The organism is Streptomyces iakyrus, assembly GCF_000717055.1.
Classification (GTDB): domain Bacteria; phylum Actinomycetota; class Actinomycetes; order Streptomycetales; family Streptomycetaceae; genus Streptomyces; species Streptomyces iakyrus.
Genome location: NZ_JNXI01000001.1, coordinates 444939 through 460045 on the forward strand (window position 1 = coordinate 444939; position 15107 = coordinate 460045).

16 protein-coding genes are annotated in these 15107 nt (G+C 70.8%); 7 read left to right on the forward strand and 9 right to left on the reverse strand.

Features of this window, described 5'->3' with window-relative positions; all coding sequences use genetic code 11:
* Window positions 1-89: 89 nt before the first annotated feature.
* From OO68_RS02005 to OO68_RS02015, 3 genes are all read right to left on the reverse strand, one after another.
* Window positions 90-683 carry a TetR/AcrR family transcriptional regulator gene (locus OO68_RS02005; protein WP_033306303.1) on the reverse strand — a complete coding sequence of 198 codons (594 nt, stop codon included), beginning with the start codon at window positions 681-683 and terminating at the stop codon, window positions 90-92.
* 25 nt (window positions 684-708) lie between these two features.
* A complete protein-coding gene (locus OO68_RS02010) occupies window positions 709-1713 on the reverse strand; it encodes an aldo/keto reductase (protein WP_033306469.1) in 1005 nt (334 codons plus the stop codon).
* A gap of 127 nt (window positions 1714-1840) precedes the next feature.
* Window positions 1841-2458 carry a LysE family translocator gene (locus OO68_RS02015; RefSeq protein WP_033306304.1) on the reverse strand — a complete coding sequence of 206 codons (618 nt, stop codon included), beginning with the start codon at window positions 2456-2458 and terminating at the stop codon, window positions 1841-1843.
* Window positions 2459-2669: 211 nt separating this feature from the next.
* Here OO68_RS02015 and OO68_RS02020 point away from each other — a divergent pair, with 211 nt between their 5' ends.
* The gene (locus OO68_RS02020) at window positions 2670-3794 is read left to right on the forward strand and encodes an endonuclease/exonuclease/phosphatase family protein (RefSeq protein WP_051814287.1); all 1125 of its coding nucleotides are present in this window, start codon (window positions 2670-2672) and stop codon (window positions 3792-3794) included.
* A 153-nt stretch (window positions 3795-3947) separates the two neighbouring features.
* Here OO68_RS02020 and OO68_RS02025 read toward each other — a convergent pair whose 3' ends face one another.
* Window positions 3948-5330, reverse strand: a complete 1383-nt coding sequence (locus OO68_RS02025) for a glycine--tRNA ligase (RefSeq protein ID WP_033306305.1) — start codon at window positions 5328-5330, stop codon at window positions 3948-3950.
* 184 nt (window positions 5331-5514) lie between these two features.
* On the opposite strand from OO68_RS02025, the gene OO68_RS02030 reads away from it, so the two are divergent.
* From OO68_RS02030 to OO68_RS02045, 4 genes are read left to right on the forward strand one after another with little or no spacing between them, the layout of a single operon-like run.
* Window positions 5515-6480: a metal ABC transporter substrate-binding protein gene (locus OO68_RS02030; protein WP_033306306.1), complete on the forward strand. Its 966-nt coding sequence runs from the start codon at window positions 5515-5517 to the stop codon at window positions 6478-6480.
* A 20-nt stretch (window positions 6481-6500) separates the two neighbouring features.
* Entirely contained in the window at window positions 6501-7268 is a 768-nt protein-coding gene (locus OO68_RS02035) for a metal ABC transporter ATP-binding protein (RefSeq protein ID WP_033306471.1), read from the forward strand.
* Window positions 7268-8170 carry a metal ABC transporter permease gene (locus tag OO68_RS02040; RefSeq protein WP_033306307.1) on the forward strand — a complete coding sequence of 301 codons (903 nt, stop codon included), beginning with the start codon at window positions 7268-7270 and terminating at the stop codon, window positions 8168-8170. The genes OO68_RS02035 and OO68_RS02040 overlap by 1 nt, the downstream gene beginning before the upstream one ends.
* A gap of 58 nt (window positions 8171-8228) precedes the next feature.
* Complete coding sequence (locus OO68_RS02045; RefSeq protein ID WP_033306308.1) at window positions 8229-8648, forward strand: Fur family transcriptional regulator; 420 nt, start codon at window positions 8229-8231, stop codon at window positions 8646-8648.
* A gap of 97 nt (window positions 8649-8745) precedes the next feature.
* On the opposite strand, the gene OO68_RS02050 is transcribed toward OO68_RS02045, so the two are convergent.
* The 4 genes from OO68_RS02050 to OO68_RS02065 all read right to left on the reverse strand — a co-directional run bounded on the left by OO68_RS02050 (window position 8746) and on the right by OO68_RS02065 (window position 12088).
* On the reverse strand, window positions 8746-10146 hold the full coding sequence (locus OO68_RS02050) for an MFS transporter (RefSeq protein ID WP_051814289.1): 1401 nt from the start codon (window positions 10144-10146) through the stop codon (window positions 8746-8748).
* A gap of 64 nt (window positions 10147-10210) precedes the next feature.
* A complete protein-coding gene (locus tag OO68_RS02055; RefSeq protein WP_033306309.1) occupies window positions 10211-11044 on the reverse strand; it encodes an isoprenyl transferase in 834 nt (277 codons plus the stop codon).
* 55 nt (window positions 11045-11099) lie between these two features.
* Window positions 11100-11846 carry a DNA repair protein RecO gene (gene recO / locus OO68_RS02060; RefSeq protein WP_033306310.1) on the reverse strand — a complete coding sequence of 249 codons (747 nt, stop codon included), beginning with the start codon at window positions 11844-11846 and terminating at the stop codon, window positions 11100-11102.
* Window positions 11847-11872: 26 nt separating this feature from the next.
* Complete coding sequence (locus OO68_RS02065; protein WP_030836519.1) at window positions 11873-12088, reverse strand: hypothetical protein; 216 nt, start codon at window positions 12086-12088, stop codon at window positions 11873-11875.
* Window positions 12089-12536: 448 nt separating this feature from the next.
* Between OO68_RS02065 and OO68_RS02070 the strand changes: the two genes are divergently transcribed.
* The gene (locus OO68_RS02070; protein ID WP_033306311.1) at window positions 12537-13001 is read left to right on the forward strand and encodes a GNAT family N-acetyltransferase; all 465 of its coding nucleotides are present in this window, start codon (window positions 12537-12539) and stop codon (window positions 12999-13001) included.
* Window positions 13002-13067: 66 nt separating this feature from the next.
* Window positions 13068-14543, forward strand: coding sequence for an alpha/beta hydrolase (locus OO68_RS02075; protein WP_033306312.1), 1476 nt, complete (start codon window positions 13068-13070; stop codon window positions 14541-14543).
* Between the two features lie 7 nt (window positions 14544-14550).
* Here the strand turns inward: OO68_RS02075 and OO68_RS02080 are convergent, their stop codons facing one another.
* Window positions 14551-14988 carry a VOC family protein gene (locus tag OO68_RS02080; protein WP_033306313.1) on the reverse strand — a complete coding sequence of 146 codons (438 nt, stop codon included), beginning with the start codon at window positions 14986-14988 and terminating at the stop codon, window positions 14551-14553.
* Between the last annotated feature and the right edge of the window lie 119 nt (window positions 14989-15107).

Consider the following 15107-nt stretch of genomic DNA (forward strand, 5'->3'; position numbering starts at 1 on the left):
CTTCTTCGCGCCCCCGCGCGGCGACCCACCCCTCACGTCCATCCTGTGCCCGTCCCGGCCGGGATGCACCCGGTGCCGGCGGGGCACCCCTACGGTGTCCGCCGCAGTCCCTGCACGAGCAGGTCGACGACCGCCGCGAAGTCGGCCTCGGTCCCCGGCTCCTCCCACTCCTTCGCGTAACACGGGTCGTGGAAGCGGCCCGTGGCCTGGAAGACCGCCCTGGCCGATGCCTCCGCGTCGGCCGCGGCGAAGTCGCCGGTGTCGACGCCGGCCTGGATGATGCGGGTCAGCTGGGACTCCAGGTCGGTGATGTGCTCACCGACCACCGAGCCGTTCTCGCCGGTGAGGACCGTGTACGTGGCGAACAGCTCCGGGTCCTCGCCCGCCTTGCGGCGCTTCGCGGCGAACAGCGCGGCGAGCCACTCCCGCAGCCGGGCCTCCGGGACGCGGTCCGCCTCGGCGATCCCGGACAGCTGTCCGGACGTGCGGTCCAGCCAGCGCTTGGTGACCGCCTCGCGCAGCGCCGCCTTCGTCCGGAAGTGGCGGTAGACACTGCCGTGGCTGACGCCGAGCGCCCGGGCGACGTCCACCACGGTGGCCTTGGCCGGTCCGTGGCGGCGCAGCACCTCCTCGGTGGCTTCAAGGATGCGCTCGGCGGTCAGGGTCTCGCTGGTCGGTGCCATGCCCTGACCGTACCCAAAGCCCTGTTCAGCTTTCGAGGTGCGCCATCTGGGCTGCCGGGTAGCGGTCGCCGGCGGCGGCACCGGCCGGTACGGCCTCCTCTATCGCGGCCAGGTCGGCCGGCTCCAGCGTCACGTCCAGCGCGCCCAGCGCCTCCGTGAGCCGGTCGCGCCTGCGGGCGCCGACGAGGGGCACGATGTCCTCGCCGCGGGAGAGCACCCAGGCGATGGCGATCTGCGCGACGCTGACGCCCTTCTGCTCGGCGATCTTCCGCAGCGCCTCGACGAGGTTCAGGTTGTGACGGAGGTTGTCGCCCTGGAAGCGCGGCGACATGGCCCGGAAGTCGCCCGGGCCGAGCTGCCGGTCGGCGGTGAAGTGGCCGGAGATCAGGCCCCGGGAGAGCACGCCGTACGCCGTGACGGCGATGCCCAGCTCGCGGGTGGTGGGCAGGATCTCGTCCTCGATGCCGCGGGAGATGAGGGAGTACTCGATCTGGAGGTCGGAGACGGGCGCCGTGGCCGCCGCCCGGCGGATCGTCTCCGCGCCGACCTCGCTGAGGCCGATGTGCCGTACATAGCCCTTCTCGACGAGTTCCGCTATGGCGCCGACCGTGTCCTCGATGGGCACGTCGGGGTCGAGGCGGGCGATGCGGTAGACGTCGATGTGGTCGACGCCGAGCCGCTGGAGGGAGTACGCGGCGAAGCTCTTCACGGCGGCGGGCCGTCCGTCGTAGCCGAGCCAGCTGCCGTCCGGGCCGCGCAGGGCGCCGAACTTCACGCTGAGCAGGGCCTGTTCACGCCGGGCGGCGGGGGCGGCGCGCAGGGCCTCACCGATCAGCAGCTCGTTGTGGCCCATGGCGTAGAAGTCGCCGGTGTCGAGCAGGGTGACGCCCGCTTCGAGCGCCGCGTGGATGGTCGCGATGGACTCGGCCCGGTCCGCCTCGCCGTACAGGGCGGACATGCCCATGCAGCCGAGACCGAGGGCGGAGACCTGGGGGCCGGTGGTTCCGAGGTGGCGGGTTCGCATCGTCATGCCCTCCACGATGCCATGACAGCTGACAGGTTTCAATATCTGTCATTCGATACTTGTCAGCCACTGCGCGTCAGCCGCTACTCGTCAGCCCTTGGGTGCGCCTCACGTCCCCGCCCGCCAACCACAGCTACCGCGCCGTGAACGCCAGCTTCGCCCCCAGCGCCACGAACGACCCCGCGAAGCCCCGCCGCAGCCAGGCCGTCACCCGCGGCCGGCCCACGACATGCCGGCGCACCGACGCGGCCAGTACCCCGTACGCGGCGAACACCGCGAAGGTCGCCAGCATGAAGACCCCGCCGAGCCCCGCCATCCGCAGCACGGCGTGCGGCTCGCCGGGGGCGACGAACTGCGGCAGGAACGCGAAGAAGAAGATCGTCAGCTTCGGGTTGAGGATGTTGATCAGCACCCCCCGCACGATGACCCGCCGGGCCGGCACGTCCGGGGCCGCCTCCCGCTCCTCCACCGCGAGCGCCTCCTTGTCCCGCACCGTCGCCCACGCCATGTACAGCAGGTAGGTGACGCCCGCGTACTTCAGGACCTGGAACGCGGTCGCGCTCGCGTGCAGCAGCGCGGCGACGCCGGTGACCGTGGCCAGCAGGTGCGGCGCGATCCCGAGCGTGCAGCCGACGGCCGCGACGACGCTCGCGCGCCGCCCCCGGGAGAGCGCGGCGGCGAGGGTGTAGACGACGCCGGTGCCCGGCGTGGCGACGACGATCAGGGTGGTCAGCAGGAAGGCGATGCTCATGCCGTCACCCTGGCGCGCCCCCCGCTCCGGGCAACAGGACCAATCGGCCTCGGCGCTACGGGACCAATCCCCCGACCCCAGGGACCGCAGCGTCCCCACCGTTCGACACGTTTCACACCCGATCCGACAATGGAAGTGCCGGTGAGCGGTCTCCCCGGCGGCGCCCGCCCACCGGTCGCGCGGAACTCTGCGCCGCCCGAGGGAGCGCGCCATGACGATCCGTATCGCCACCTTCAACATGGAGAACCTCTTCCGCCGCCCCGCGGTCCTCGGCCTCCAGGACGTCGAGCGGCGCCGGCGGATCCTGGCCGACTTCGCCGAGTTGGTGTCCCTGCTCGACCTGGCGACCTATGAGCGGGACGAGAAGCTCCGGATCGCCGAGCTCATCAAGAAGTACAGGGCCTATTCGACGGATCCCGACACCCCTCCGCCGATCTTCATCAACCAGACCCGCGGGGGAGCCAATCTCTTCCAGACGTCCGGGCGGCCGGGGTCGGCCGACTTCGAGGTGCGGATCCTCGCCAGCGGCCGGAGAAACTGGTCCGGTTGGGCCGAACTCGTGCGGGAGCACCTCGACGGGGACGCCGTGCGGAACACCGGCAAGGTGGTCACCGAGGTCAACGCCGACGTCCTGCTCACGGTCGAGGTCGAGGACCGCCTCACCCTGGACCGCTTCAACGAGCAGATTGTGGGCGGCCCGGCCGAAGGGAAGCCGTATCCCTACAACATGCTGATCGACGGCAACGACATCCGCGGCATCGACATCGGCATCCTGAGCCGCTTCCCGATCAGGTCCGTGCGGTCGCACATCTTCGACCCCGATCCGGACGAATCCGGGAATCCGCTGTTCAGCCGCGACTGCCCCGAGTTCGAGATCGAGATCAGAACCGCTCCCGGGGAGGAGCCCCTGTGGCTCCTGGGCAACCACCTCAAGAGCAAGTCCAACGACAACCCGAAGCTGCGGGAGAACCAGGCCAAGCGGGTCGCGGAGATCTACCAGGCCGCCCTCACGCGCTCTTCGCGCGTGCTGGTCGCCGGAGACATGAACGATTCCCCCGGCAGCAAGCCGGTCAGCGCCCTCCTGGCCACCGGCCTGCAGGATGTGATGAGCCACCCGAGCTACAAGGGGCTGCCCGGCACGTTCGGGGAGTGCGACTCACCACGGCAGAAGATCGACTATCTGCTGCTGTCCCCGTCGTTGTGGAGCCAGGTGCAGCACGTCGGCCTGGAGACCCGCGGAATCTTCGCCGAGGGCATCAAGTCCTTCAACAGCGTCAGGTCAAGGACCACCGCAGCCTCCGACCACGCGGCCCTCTACGCCGACCTGGACCTGTAACGGGTCGGACCCCGCGTCCCTGAGGGGCAGCGGGGTCCGACAGGGGCGCGGGGCTGTATCGATATGCGGCTCCGCCGCGTGGGCGCGACAAGCCACGACGGGTCCGCACCCGGCAGATCACACAAGCCGGGCAGACCCTGACCCGTCGAGCACCTAGCAGCCGACGAGACGCGCCGCGAGGTACCCCTCGATCTGGTCCAGCGACACCCGCTCCTGCTTCATGGAGTCGCGCTCACGCACAGTCACCGCGTTGTCCTCGAGCGTGTCGAAGTCGACGGTCACGCAGAACGGCGTGCCGATCTCGTCCTGGCGGCGGTAGCGGCGGCCGATGGCGCCGGCGTCGTCGAACTCGATGTTCCAGTTCTGGCGGAGCGCCTGGGCGAGACCCTTGGCCTTCGGGGAGAGCTCCGGGTTGCGGGACAGCGGCAGGACCGCGACCTTCACCGGGGCGAGGCGCTGGTCGAGGCGCAGCACCGTGCGCTTCTCCATCTTGCCCTTGGCGTTGGGCGCCTCGTCCTCGACGTAGGCGTCCAGCAGGAACGCCAGCATCGCGCGGCCGACACCGGCCGCGGGCTCGATGACGTACGGCGTCCAGCGCTCGCCGGCTTCCTGGTCGAAGTAGGTGAGGTCCTGGCCGGAGGCCTTGGAGTGGGCGCCGAGGTCGTAGTCGGTGCGGTTGGCGACGCCTTCGAGCTCGCCCCACTCACTGCCGCCGAACTGGAAGCGGTACTCGATGTCGGCGGTGCGCTTGGAGTAGTGGGAGAGCTTCTCCTTCGGGTGCTCGTACCACCGCATGTTCTCCTCGCGCAGGCCGAGACCGGTGTACCAGTTCCAGCGCTGCTCCATCCAGTACTCCTGCCACTTCTCGTCCTCGCCCGGCTTGACGAAGAACTCCATCTCCATCTGCTCGAACTCGCGGGTGCGGAAGATGAAGTTGCCGGGCGTGATCTCGTTGCGGAAGGACTTGCCCATCTGGGCGATGCCGAACGGCGGCTTGCGGCGCGAGGTGGTCTGCACCTGGGAGAAGTTGGTGAAGATGCCCTGGGCGGTCTCGGGGCGCAGGTAGGCGACGGAGCCGGAGTCCTGCGTGGGGCCGAGGTGGGTGGACAGCAGGCCCGAGAACTGCTTGGGCTCGGTGAACTGGCCCTTGTTGCCGCAGTTGGGGCAGTTGACGTCGAGGAGGCCGTTCTCCGGGGCGCGGCCCTTCTTCTCCTCGTAGGCCTCCTCCAGGTGGTCCGCGCGGAACCGCTTGTGGCAGGAGGTGCACTCGGTCAGCGGGTCCGTGAAGGTGGCGACGTGGCCGGAGGCGACCCAGACCTCGGGGGCCAGGATCACGGACGAGTCGATGCCCACGACGTCCTCGCGCGACGTCACCATGTAGCGCCACCACTGGCGCTTGAGGTTCTCCTTGAGCTCGACACCCAGGGGGCCGTAGTCCCAAGCGGCGCGCTGACCGCCGTAGATCTCACTACAGGGGAATACGAAGCCACGGCGCTTGCTCAGGCTGACGATGGTGTCGATCTTGTCGGCGGCCACGGTGCTCTCTTCATTACGACGACGGGCGACGAAGCGAGTTGCTTCCAGCGAATGCTTCAGGTTACCGGCGGGGGCGCCCCCTCAATCAAATCGCTCCCCCTTCGGCCGCCTCCGGCCCCCTCGGGATCCCACCGCTCGGACCGTTTATTGACAACGGTTTCCATATTTGCTGAAAATGAGTGTCATGAACGTACGACGACGCCTCATACCCGCCGCCCTGGCCTCCGCTCTCGGCCTCGGCGCCCTGACCGCCTGCTCCAGCGACAGCGCGGCCTCGGGCAACACGGACAAGTTCGACGTCGTCGCGTCCTTCTACCCGATGGCGTTCCTCGCCGAGCAGATCGGCGGCGACCACGCGAACGTCACCAGCCTGACCGAGCCCGGCCAGGAGCCGCACGACCTGGAGATCAGCACCCAGCAGCGCGCGCAGCTGGAGGAGGCCGACGCGGCGCTCTACCTCAAGGGCCTCCAGCCCGCAGTCGACGAAGCCGTCGGCCAGACGGGCATCAAAACCAAGATCGACGCGGCCACGCTGACCCACCTGGAGGACCACGGCACCGGCGGCCACACCCACGAGGGTGAGGAGGGCCACGCCGAGGAGGAAGGCCACTCCGAGGAGGAGGAGCACGCCCGCGACCCGCACGTCTGGCTCGACCCGGTGAAGTACGCCGAGATCGCGCAGGGCGTCGGCAAGGCCTTCGAGAAGGCCGATCCCGACCACGCGGCCGACTACAAGAAGAACACCGAGGCCCTGGTCAAGAAGCTGAACGGGCTGAACGGCGACTTCGAGAACGGCCTGAAGAACACCAAGACGAAGGTCTTCTTCACCAACCACGCCGCCTTCGGCTACCTCGCCGAGCGCTACGGCCTCACGCAGGAGGCCATCTCCGGCATCGACCCCGAGAGCGAGCCCAGCGGCGCCCGCGTCCGGGAACTCCAGCAGGAGGCGAAGGCCGACGGCGTCACCACCGTCTTCTACGAGACACTGGTCTCCGACAAGACCGCGAAGACCCTCGCCCGCGACGCGAACCTGAAGACGGACGTCCTCGATCCCCTGGAGGGCATCACGGACAAGTCCCGCGGCGACGACTACTTCCAGGTCATGGAAGCCAACCTCAAGGCCCTGCAGACGGCCCTGGGAGCCAAGTGATCGACCCATCGGAGGACGGCATGACCGAGCCCGTCGTATCCCTGCGCGGGGTCCGCGCGGACCTCGGCTCGCGCCCCGTGCTGCGCGGCATCGACCTCACCGTGCGCGGCGGCGAGGTCGTCGCCCTGCTCGGCGCGAACGGCTCGGGCAAGTCGACGGCCGTGCGCAGCATCATCGGCCAGGTGCAGACCGGCGCCGGCGAGATCCGGCTGTTCGGCACGGACCGCAGGCGGTTCCGCGACTGGCACCGCGTGGGCTACGTGCCGCAGCGCACCACGGCCGCGGGCGGAGTGCCCGCCACGGTGACCGAGGTGGTCTCCTCCGGCCGCCTGTCCCGGGCCCGCTTCGGCGTGCTGCGCAAGGCCGACCACGCGGCCGTACGGCGTGCCCTGGACCTCGTCGGCATGGCCGACCGGGCCAAGGACTCGGTCGACGCCCTCTCCGGCGGCCAGCACCAGCGCGTCCTCATAGCCCGCGCGCTCGCCTCCGAACCCGAGCTGCTGATCATGGACGAGCCGATGGCCGGCGTCGACCTGGCCAGCCAGGAGGTCCTCGCGGACACCCTGCGGGAGCAGGTCGGCCAGGGCACGACCGTGCTGCTCGTGCTGCACGAACTGGGCCCCCTGGAGCCCCTCATCGACCGGGCGGTCGTCCTGCGCGACGGCTGCGTCGTCCACGACGGGCCGCCCCCGAAGGCCGTCGGTCAGCACGCCCTGCCCGGCCACGACCACGTACACCCGCACGCGCCGGCGGGCGCCGAACCGATCCGCACGGGACTGCTGAGCTGATGGACTTCCTCGACTACGCCTTCATGCAGCGGGCCCTGCTCGCCGCCGTCCTGGTCGGCATCACGGCCCCCGCCGTGGGGATCTACCTGGTCCAGCGCCGCCAGGCCCTGATGGGCGACGGCATCGGCCACGTGGCGATGACCGGTGTCGGTCTCGGCTTCCTGCTGACCTGGTCCCCGGTGTGGACGGCGGCCCTCGTCTCGATCCTCGGCGCGGTCCTCATGGAGCTGATCCGCTGGTACGGCAAGACCCGCGGCGACATCGCCCTCGCGATGCTGTTCTACGGCGGCATGGCCGGCGGTGTGATGTTCATCAACCTCGCGCCCACCGGCTCCAACGCCAATCTGACGTCGTACCTGTTCGGCTCGCTGTCGACGGTGTCCGAGTCGGACGTCACCGCGATCTGCGTGCTCGCCGCCTTCGTCGTGCTGGTCACCCTCGGTCTGCGGCGGCAGCTGTTCGCGGTCAGCCAGGACGAGGAGTTCGCCCGGGTGACGGGCCTGCCGGTGCGCATGCTGAACCTGCTGACGGCGGTCACCGCGGCCGTCACGGTGACGGTGGCGATGCGCGTGGTCGGGCTGCTGCTGGTCAGCGCGCTGATGGTGGTGCCGGTCGCGGCCGCACAGCAGATCGGCCGGAGCTTCGCCGCGACGTTCGCCATCGCCGTGGCCATCGGGGTGAGCGTGACGATCGGCGGCACGGTCACCTCGTACTACCAGGACGTGCCGCCCGGCGCGACGATCGTGCTGCTGACCATCGGCGCGTTCATCGTGCTGACGGCGCTCGCGGCGCCGCTGGCCCGCCGCCGCGCCCGCGCCGCGGCGGGCGGGGACACGACGGGCGACCCCGCCGAGTGCGCGATTCCGGGCAGCCGGGCGGCGACCGACGAAGTCGGCGTCTGACCGCCCCCGCCACGGGCTGGCACAATGGCCCGGGCAAGGCAGACGTGAGGAGGCAACGGTGACGACCGCTGGACCGTCCGTGAAGGGCCGCGCCACCAAGCAGCGGGCCGCTGTGGCGGCGGCCCTGCAGGAGGTCGACGAGTTCCGCAGCGCGCAGGAACTGCACGACATGCTCAAGCACAAGGGCGACTCGGTCGGGCTCACCACGGTCTACCGCACCCTGCAGTCCCTCGCCGACGCCGGTGAGGTCGACGTCCTGCGGACCGCCGACGGCGAGTCCGTCTACCGGCGTTGTTCCACCGACGACCATCACCACCACCTCGTGTGCCGGAGCTGCGGCAAGGCCGTCGAGGTCGAAGGGCCGGCGGTGGAGAAGTGGGCCGAGTCCATCGCGGCGGAGCACGGGTATGTGAACGTGGCTCACACGGTGGAGATTTTCGGGACCTGTGCGGACTGTGCGGGGACCTCCGACGGTTGATCGCCGTGGGGCTTGTGTCCGGTCGCCGGCTGCGGGTGCACCGTGGCTTGTCGCGCAGTTCCCCGCGCCCCTGGGGCACGTTCCCGTCAGCTCGGTCTTAGGCAGAGGGCACCGCGCACCGGGTGGCGAGTGCGCGCCGGACGAGCAGGGACAGGGCCGTCGAGGCCAGGATCACGGTGCCGCCGATGCGCAGGATGAGGTCGTAGGCGGGTTCCGGGCCGGTCTCGGGGGTGAGCGAGGTGATGGCCGCCGCCGTCGCCGCGAGGCCGATGGCGCCCAGTGTGACGAGGGCGGTGAGGACGACGCCCGAGGCCTCGCCGGCCCGGGCGGGCGGGACGACCTGCTGGGTGGCCACACTGGCGAAGGTCCAGCCCAGGCCGAGCCCGAGTGCGCACCAGGTGAAGACCGGCAGGTAGACCCACCAGGACCAGGCCCAGCTGAGCCCGATCATGCCGGTGCCGGCGACGACCCCGGCCAGGGCCATGACGCCGGTGGCGCGCATCCGGCCGGACAGCCAGGCGCCGATGGGCCCCGAGCAGGCCACCATGACGGCCGGGGCGAGGAACACCGTGCCGGACAGGACCGCCGACAGGCCCCGCACCTGCTGCAACTGGAGGGTGGCGAGGAACACGGTGACGGCGTAGCCCGTGTTGGCCACCGAACCCATCACGGTGACGAGGTCGAAGCGGATGTTGCGGAACAGCCGGAAGTCGACCAGCGGATGCCGGCAGGTCCGTTCCCGCAGGACGAACAGGGCGCCGGCCACCACGGCGGCTCCGAACAGGGCGAGCGTGCGGGCGTGGTCCCAGCCCCAGGCGCTGCCCCGCTCCACGGCCAGGGTCAGGGCGGCCAGGCTCGTCACGACGGCCAGGCAGCCGGGCAGGTCGACCTGGCGCGGGGCGCTCTCGTCCCGCGAGTCCGGCACGTACCGCAGGGCGATCAGCAGGGCGAGGGCGCTCAGCGGAGCCAGCAGCCAGAAGATCCACCGCCAGCCCGGCCCGTCGGTGAAACCGCCGCCGACGAACGGCCCGAGGGCGGTGCCGACGTTGGCGATCCCGAACATCGCCCCGAGCGCCCGGGCCCGGGCCGCCCCGGGAAAGGCGTTGGTGATCACGGACACCGACACCGGGAAGATCAGCGCCGCGCCCGCGCCCTGCACGATCCGGGCCGCGACGAGCACACCCAGGCTCGGTGCCAGGGCGCAGCCGACGGAGGCGGCGGCGAACAGCCCGGTCCCGGCCAGCAGGACCGGACGCCGGCCGAGGAGATCGCCCAGCCGCCCGCCGACGATGAACAGGCAGCCGACGGCGAGCATGTAGGCCGACAGCGTCCACTGCGCCGCGGAGACGGTCGTGTCCAGCTCGTCGGCGATCCCGGGGATCGCCAGGTTGAGCGCGAAGAAGTCCAGCTGGATGCAGAACAGGGCGAGGGAGGAGGCGAGGAAGATCCCGGCCCGTCGTGTGCTCCGCCGGGGCGCGCCGACGGCGGTGGAACCCATGCCCCCAGGACACCGCCGCCGCGGCCCGGCTGCCACCGGGGGGATGCCGGGCCGCCCCCGCGCGCTACGGCTGCTCGCCCTCCATGGCCAGCAGCTCCTCGTTCGGGACGGCACCGCCGAAGCGCCGGTCCCGGGAGGCGAACTCCAGGCAGGCCCGCCACAGGTCGCGCCGGTCGAAGTCGGGCCACAGCACGTCCTGGAAGACCATCTCTGCGTAGGCGCTCTGCCAGATCAGGTAGTTCGAGGTGCGCTGCTCACCGCTGGGCCGCAGGAACAGGTCCACGTCCGGCATGTCCGGGTAGTACATGTACTTCGCGAAGGTCTTCTCGTTGACCTTGGACGGGTCGAGCCTGCCGCTCTTCACGTCCTCCGCCATGGCCTGGGCGGCGTCGGCGATCTCGGCCCGGCCCCCGTAGTTCATGCAGAAGTACAGGGTCAGCCGGTCGTTGCCCTTGGTCTGCTCCTGGGCGACCTGGAGCTCCTTGGCGACCGAGCGCCACAGCTTGGGCATGCGGCCCACCCAGCGCACCCGGATGCCCAGCTCGTCGAGCTGGTCGCGGGTCTTGCGGATGAAGTCCCGGTTGAAGTTCATCAGGAAGCGCACCTCGTCGGGCGAGCGCTTCCAGTTCTCGGTGGAGAAGGCGTACAGGGAGATGGCGCCCACGCCCATCTCGATGCCCCCCTGGAGGACGTCCAGCACGCGCTCGGCGCCGACCTTGTGCCCTTCGGTGCGCGGCAGGCCCCGGTCCTTGGCCCAGCGGCCGTTGCCGTCCATGACGATCGCCACATGCTGCGGTACGAACTCCCCGGGGATCTTCGGGGGCCGCGCGCCGGACGGGTGCGGCTCCGGCGTCCTGTACTCCCGGCGCTGGCGCCCCAGGATCCCGCGTACGGCCATGTGTTTCTCGTCTCCTCGTGCTCGCTTGCTTGTGTTGCGGTGCTTCTCCGCCGCGCTACTTCTCGACGTAGCGCAGGGAGCGCAGCCCGCGCTCCATGTGCCAGTGCAGATACGCGGACACCAGCCCGCTGCCCTCGCGGACATAGCGCGCCTCGCACGCGTCCGCGGTCTCCCAGTCTCCCGTAAGCAGGGCGCCGAGGAGTTCCAGGGCCTGAGGCGAGGGTACGACGCTGCCGGGCACCCGGCAGTCCGCGCAGACGGATCCGCCCGACGCGACGGAGAAGAACCGGTTGGGCCCGGGCATCCCGCACTTCGCGCAGTCGGTGAAGCTCGGGGCGTACCCGTTGACGGCGAGGGAGCGGAGCAGGAACGCGTCGAGCACGAGGTGCGGCGCGTGCTCCCCCCGGGCCAGGGTCCGCAGGCCGCCGACCAGCAGCAGGTACTGCTGCACGGCCGGCTCCCCCTCATGGTCGGTGAACCGCTCGGCGGTCTCCAGCATGACGGTGCCGGCCGTGTACCGCGCGTAGTCGCTGACGATCCCGCCGCCGTACGGCGCGATGGTCTCGCTCTGCGTGCACAGCGGCAGCCCACGCCCGACGAGCTCGCTCCCCTTGGCGAAGAACTGCACGTCGACGTGGGAGAACGGCTCCAGGCGCGCACCGAATTTCGACTTCGTCCGGCGCACGCCCCGGGCCACCGCGCGCACCCGTCCGTGACCGCGCGTGAGCAGCGTGATGATCCGGTCCGCCTCACCCAGCTTCTGGGTGCGCAGCACGATGCCGTCGTCGCGGAACAGACTCATGGAGCCATTCTGGCAGGGTCGTCACGTCAAGGGACCTCGCCCCTGCTGCGGGCGTTGGCGTATGCGGTCGCCGCGCGCAGCCGCTCGGCCGGGGTGGCGTGCCGGACGGCTCCGGGGTCGGCGTCCCACTCCCTGCCGCCCCCGTACGGCCGCAACTGCACATAGGGCCCCTCATGCCCCATCACGATGCCGATGCGGCCGCTGCGGGTGTCAACGACGTACGCGCCGACGGGAGGCTTCATCGCGGCACCGCCGCGAGCCGCCGGGCGGTATCCGATGCACACCTGCCCCCTTCGCTGAGCGGGCAGGGCGCTTCCCTCACAAAACTCACCGGGTCAAGTCCCGGTGAGGGCAGGATAATTCCGTCCTTGACGAGTTCTGCCCGCAATTCTTTCAACGCGTCCTCCGCTCCTTCGGCGCAGAGCGCCGAGTGTCGTGCCTCCACCGTGCTCCCCCTCCTGTCGTGTTTTCACTCTTCGCATCTCCCCGGTCACGCTCCGCGTCTACACTCAGGAAGGGTCTGTGCCGTACAACTGCGGCGCGGCACAAAGGGGTTCGGTACGGGATGCCGCAAAACACCCCTGGGAGAATCGCTTTGGGGAGGCCGATGGCGACGAGCGGCATGCTGCGGTCCGTTGAGACAATCCAGCTGTGCAAACACCACAGGGGAATGCGCAGCCGGAATGGGGCATGCGTCCCGCGCGGCCGGCGGATGTCGAGGCGATAGCGGAACTACGGGCCGTGGTGATGCGCCCGGGCCTGGAGCGGTTGGGCCGTTACGACGAACACCGGGTCCGGCAGCGGCTGCGGGACGGCTTCTGCGCACAGCACACGTCGGTCATCACGAGCGCCGGCGATTTCGCGGGCAGCGTGGCGCTGCGCCCGTCCGAAACCGGCCACTGGCTGGAGCACTTCTACCTCGCTCCGGCACTCCAGGGCCGGGGCCTGGGCTCCGTGGTCCTGGGAACCCTTCTGGGCAGGACGGACGCCTCCGGTCACCTCGTCCGCCTGAACGTCCTCCAGGGCAGCCGGGCCCGCCACCTCTACGAACGGCACGGCTTCACGGTGGAGAGGCAGGACGCGATCGACGTCTTCATGCTGCGATCGCCGGGGGCCGGTCCCGGAGCTTCGGCCAACCGCACCACCGTGGGGTAATCCCCCTGGAATAGCGGGAGTTACCCGGATGTGGCCGCACGCCGAAGTCCGCCAGGCTTGCTCGGCATGAAGCAGATCACGAAACATCTGGCGCTGGTCGCCGTCGCCGGTGCGGTGCTCGGGTTCGCCGGTCCCGGCGGTGCGTCCGAGCCCCCGGCCGCTCCCCTCGACTGGACCCGGTGCACCGGCCCCGGCCTCGACCCCAGACAGCAGTGCGCCATGCTCGACGTCCCCATGGACTACTCCGACCCCGACAGCCCGGAGATCCGGATCGCCGTCAGCCGGATCCCCAGTGAGAAACCGTCCGCGCGGCGGGGCACGCTGTTACTCATCCCGGGCGGGCCCGGCGGGGACAGCCTCGGCGACCCCTCCGGCAAGGGGCAGAAGCTGCCGCAGCGGGTGCGGGACGCTTACGATCTCGTCGGGTTCGCGCCGCGCGGGATGGCGCCCTCCACCTCCGTCGACTGCAAGGCCGACCCCGCCGACATCAGCATGACGAAGCGTGTGCCCTGGCCGGCCCCGGACGGTTCCATCGACGGGAACATGGCCACCGCCCGGCGTACGGCCGAGGCCTGTGTCCGCAACGGCGGTGAGCTGATCCGGCACATCAGCACCGCCAACGAGGCCCGTGACCTGGACCGCCTGCGGGCCGCCCTCGGCGAGCAGAAGATCTCCGCGTGGGGTGTCTCGTACGGCACCTACGTCGGCGCGGTCTACGGCCAGTTGTTCCCGCACCGCACCGACCGCATCGTGCTGGACAGCAACAACAACCCCGACCACACCCGCGTGACCCGCAACTGGCTCGCCGCCTTCGAGACCGGGGTCGAGGACAACTTCCCCGAGTTCGCCACGTGGGCGTCCAGGCCCGGCAATCCCCACCGGCTCGCCCGTACGCCCGCCGAGGTCCGCTCAGGCTTCCTGCGGCTCGCCGCCCGGCTGGACCGCGACCCCCTCCCCTGGCCCGGCGCCAACCCCCCGCTGCTGGACGGCAACGCGCTCCGCCAGACCATGCTGTCCAGCCTCTACGACCCCGACGGCTACCCGGTCCTGGCCGAGGCCGTCCGCGCCGCCCGCAGGGGCACCGTGCCGCCCGCGCCCGTGTCCCCGCCGGAGTCGGTCCTGCAGAACCTCGCCGCGGTCGGCGTCGGCACCATCTGCAACGACGTCGAGTGGCCCGGCTCCGCCGCCGCGTACCAGAAGGACGTCGACGAGAGCCGGGCCGCGTACCCGCTGACCGCGGGCATGCCGCGCGGGCCGATGGTGTGTGCCGCGTGGCCGTACAAGCCGAAGGAGCCGGCCGTGCGGATCACCGACCGCGGTCCCTCCAACGTCCTGCTCGTGCAGAACGAGCGGGATGTCGCCACCCCGCTGGCGGGAGCCCGGAAGCTGCGGCAGGCCCTCGGCGACCGGGCGGTCATGGTCACCGTGAACTCCACCGGCCACGACGCCTATCTGGCCAACGGCAATGCCTGCGGTGATGCCACGGTCTCCCGCTTCCTGGCGACGGGCGAACGCCCCCGCCGGGACCTGTACTGCGACTAGGGCCCGTTCAGCGTTCGGCGAGGGCGGCCGGGGCCTCCTGGACCGCCCAGCCGTTGCCGTCGGGGTCCTGGAAGAAGACGAAGGAGTTCCAGTCGTCCTCGCCCCGGCCCTCCGCCCAGCCGGACGCGCCCACGTGCAGGACCGGGGTCACCTCGACCCCGCGTCCCACCAGTGCCGCCCTGGCCGCCTCGATGTCCGTCACACAGAGCTGGAGGCCCCGCAGCGAACCGGGGGCCGTCCGCGGCTGCCCGGGCGGCTCGGGCATCCCCGACTCCAGCACGATCGAGCAGCGGGACCCGGGCGGAGTCAGCTGGACGAAGCGGCCGACGCCCTCGAAGAACGCGGCGTCGATCTCGGCCCGGAATCCGCACTGGTCCTGGTAGAAGGCCTTGGCCCGGTCCAGGTCGGAGACCGGCACGACGAGCACTTCGAGGGTCCAGTCCATACGCACACCTCCCCGGCCATGGTCCCCCCGCCGCACGGACCGCGCGCGTCAGCCGTGCCGGCCGTACCGGCGGGCCACCGCGCGGAACGCCTCCTCCAAGGTATGCGGTGCCGCGCCGA

Coding starts and splice junctions, on each gene's coding strand:
- OO68_RS02020 (WP_051814287.1), top strand. CDS start 2,670: ATGACGATCCGTATCGCCACCTTCAACATGGAGAACCTCTTCCGCCGC.
- OO68_RS02050 (WP_051814289.1), bottom strand. CDS start 10,146: ATGGGTTCCACCGCCGTCGGCGCGCCCCGGCGGAGCACACGACGGGCC.
- OO68_RS02030 (WP_033306306.1), top strand. CDS start 5,515: ATGAACGTACGACGACGCCTCATACCCGCCGCCCTGGCCTCCGCTCTC.
- OO68_RS02035 (WP_033306471.1), top strand. CDS start 6,501: ATGACCGAGCCCGTCGTATCCCTGCGCGGGGTCCGCGCGGACCTCGGC.
- OO68_RS02065 (WP_030836519.1), bottom strand. CDS start 12,088: ATGAAGCCTCCCGTCGGCGCGTACGTCGTTGACACCCGCAGCGGCCGC.
- recO (WP_033306310.1), bottom strand. CDS start 11,846: ATGAGTCTGTTCCGCGACGACGGCATCGTGCTGCGCACCCAGAAGCTG.
- OO68_RS02015 (WP_033306304.1), bottom strand. CDS start 2,458: ATGAGCATCGCCTTCCTGCTGACCACCCTGATCGTCGTCGCCACGCCG.
- OO68_RS02055 (WP_033306309.1), bottom strand. CDS start 11,044: ATGGCCGTACGCGGGATCCTGGGGCGCCAGCGCCGGGAGTACAGGACG.
- OO68_RS02070 (WP_033306311.1), top strand. CDS start 12,537: ATGCGTCCCGCGCGGCCGGCGGATGTCGAGGCGATAGCGGAACTACGG.
- OO68_RS02005 (WP_033306303.1), bottom strand. CDS start 683: ATGGCACCGACCAGCGAGACCCTGACCGCCGAGCGCATCCTTGAAGCC.
- OO68_RS02040 (WP_033306307.1), top strand. CDS start 7,268: ATGGACTTCCTCGACTACGCCTTCATGCAGCGGGCCCTGCTCGCCGCC.
- OO68_RS02075 (WP_033306312.1), top strand. CDS start 13,068: ATGAAGCAGATCACGAAACATCTGGCGCTGGTCGCCGTCGCCGGTGCG.
- OO68_RS02080 (WP_033306313.1), bottom strand. CDS start 14,988: ATGGACTGGACCCTCGAAGTGCTCGTCGTGCCGGTCTCCGACCTGGAC.
- OO68_RS02010 (WP_033306469.1), bottom strand. CDS start 1,713: ATGACGATGCGAACCCGCCACCTCGGAACCACCGGCCCCCAGGTCTCC.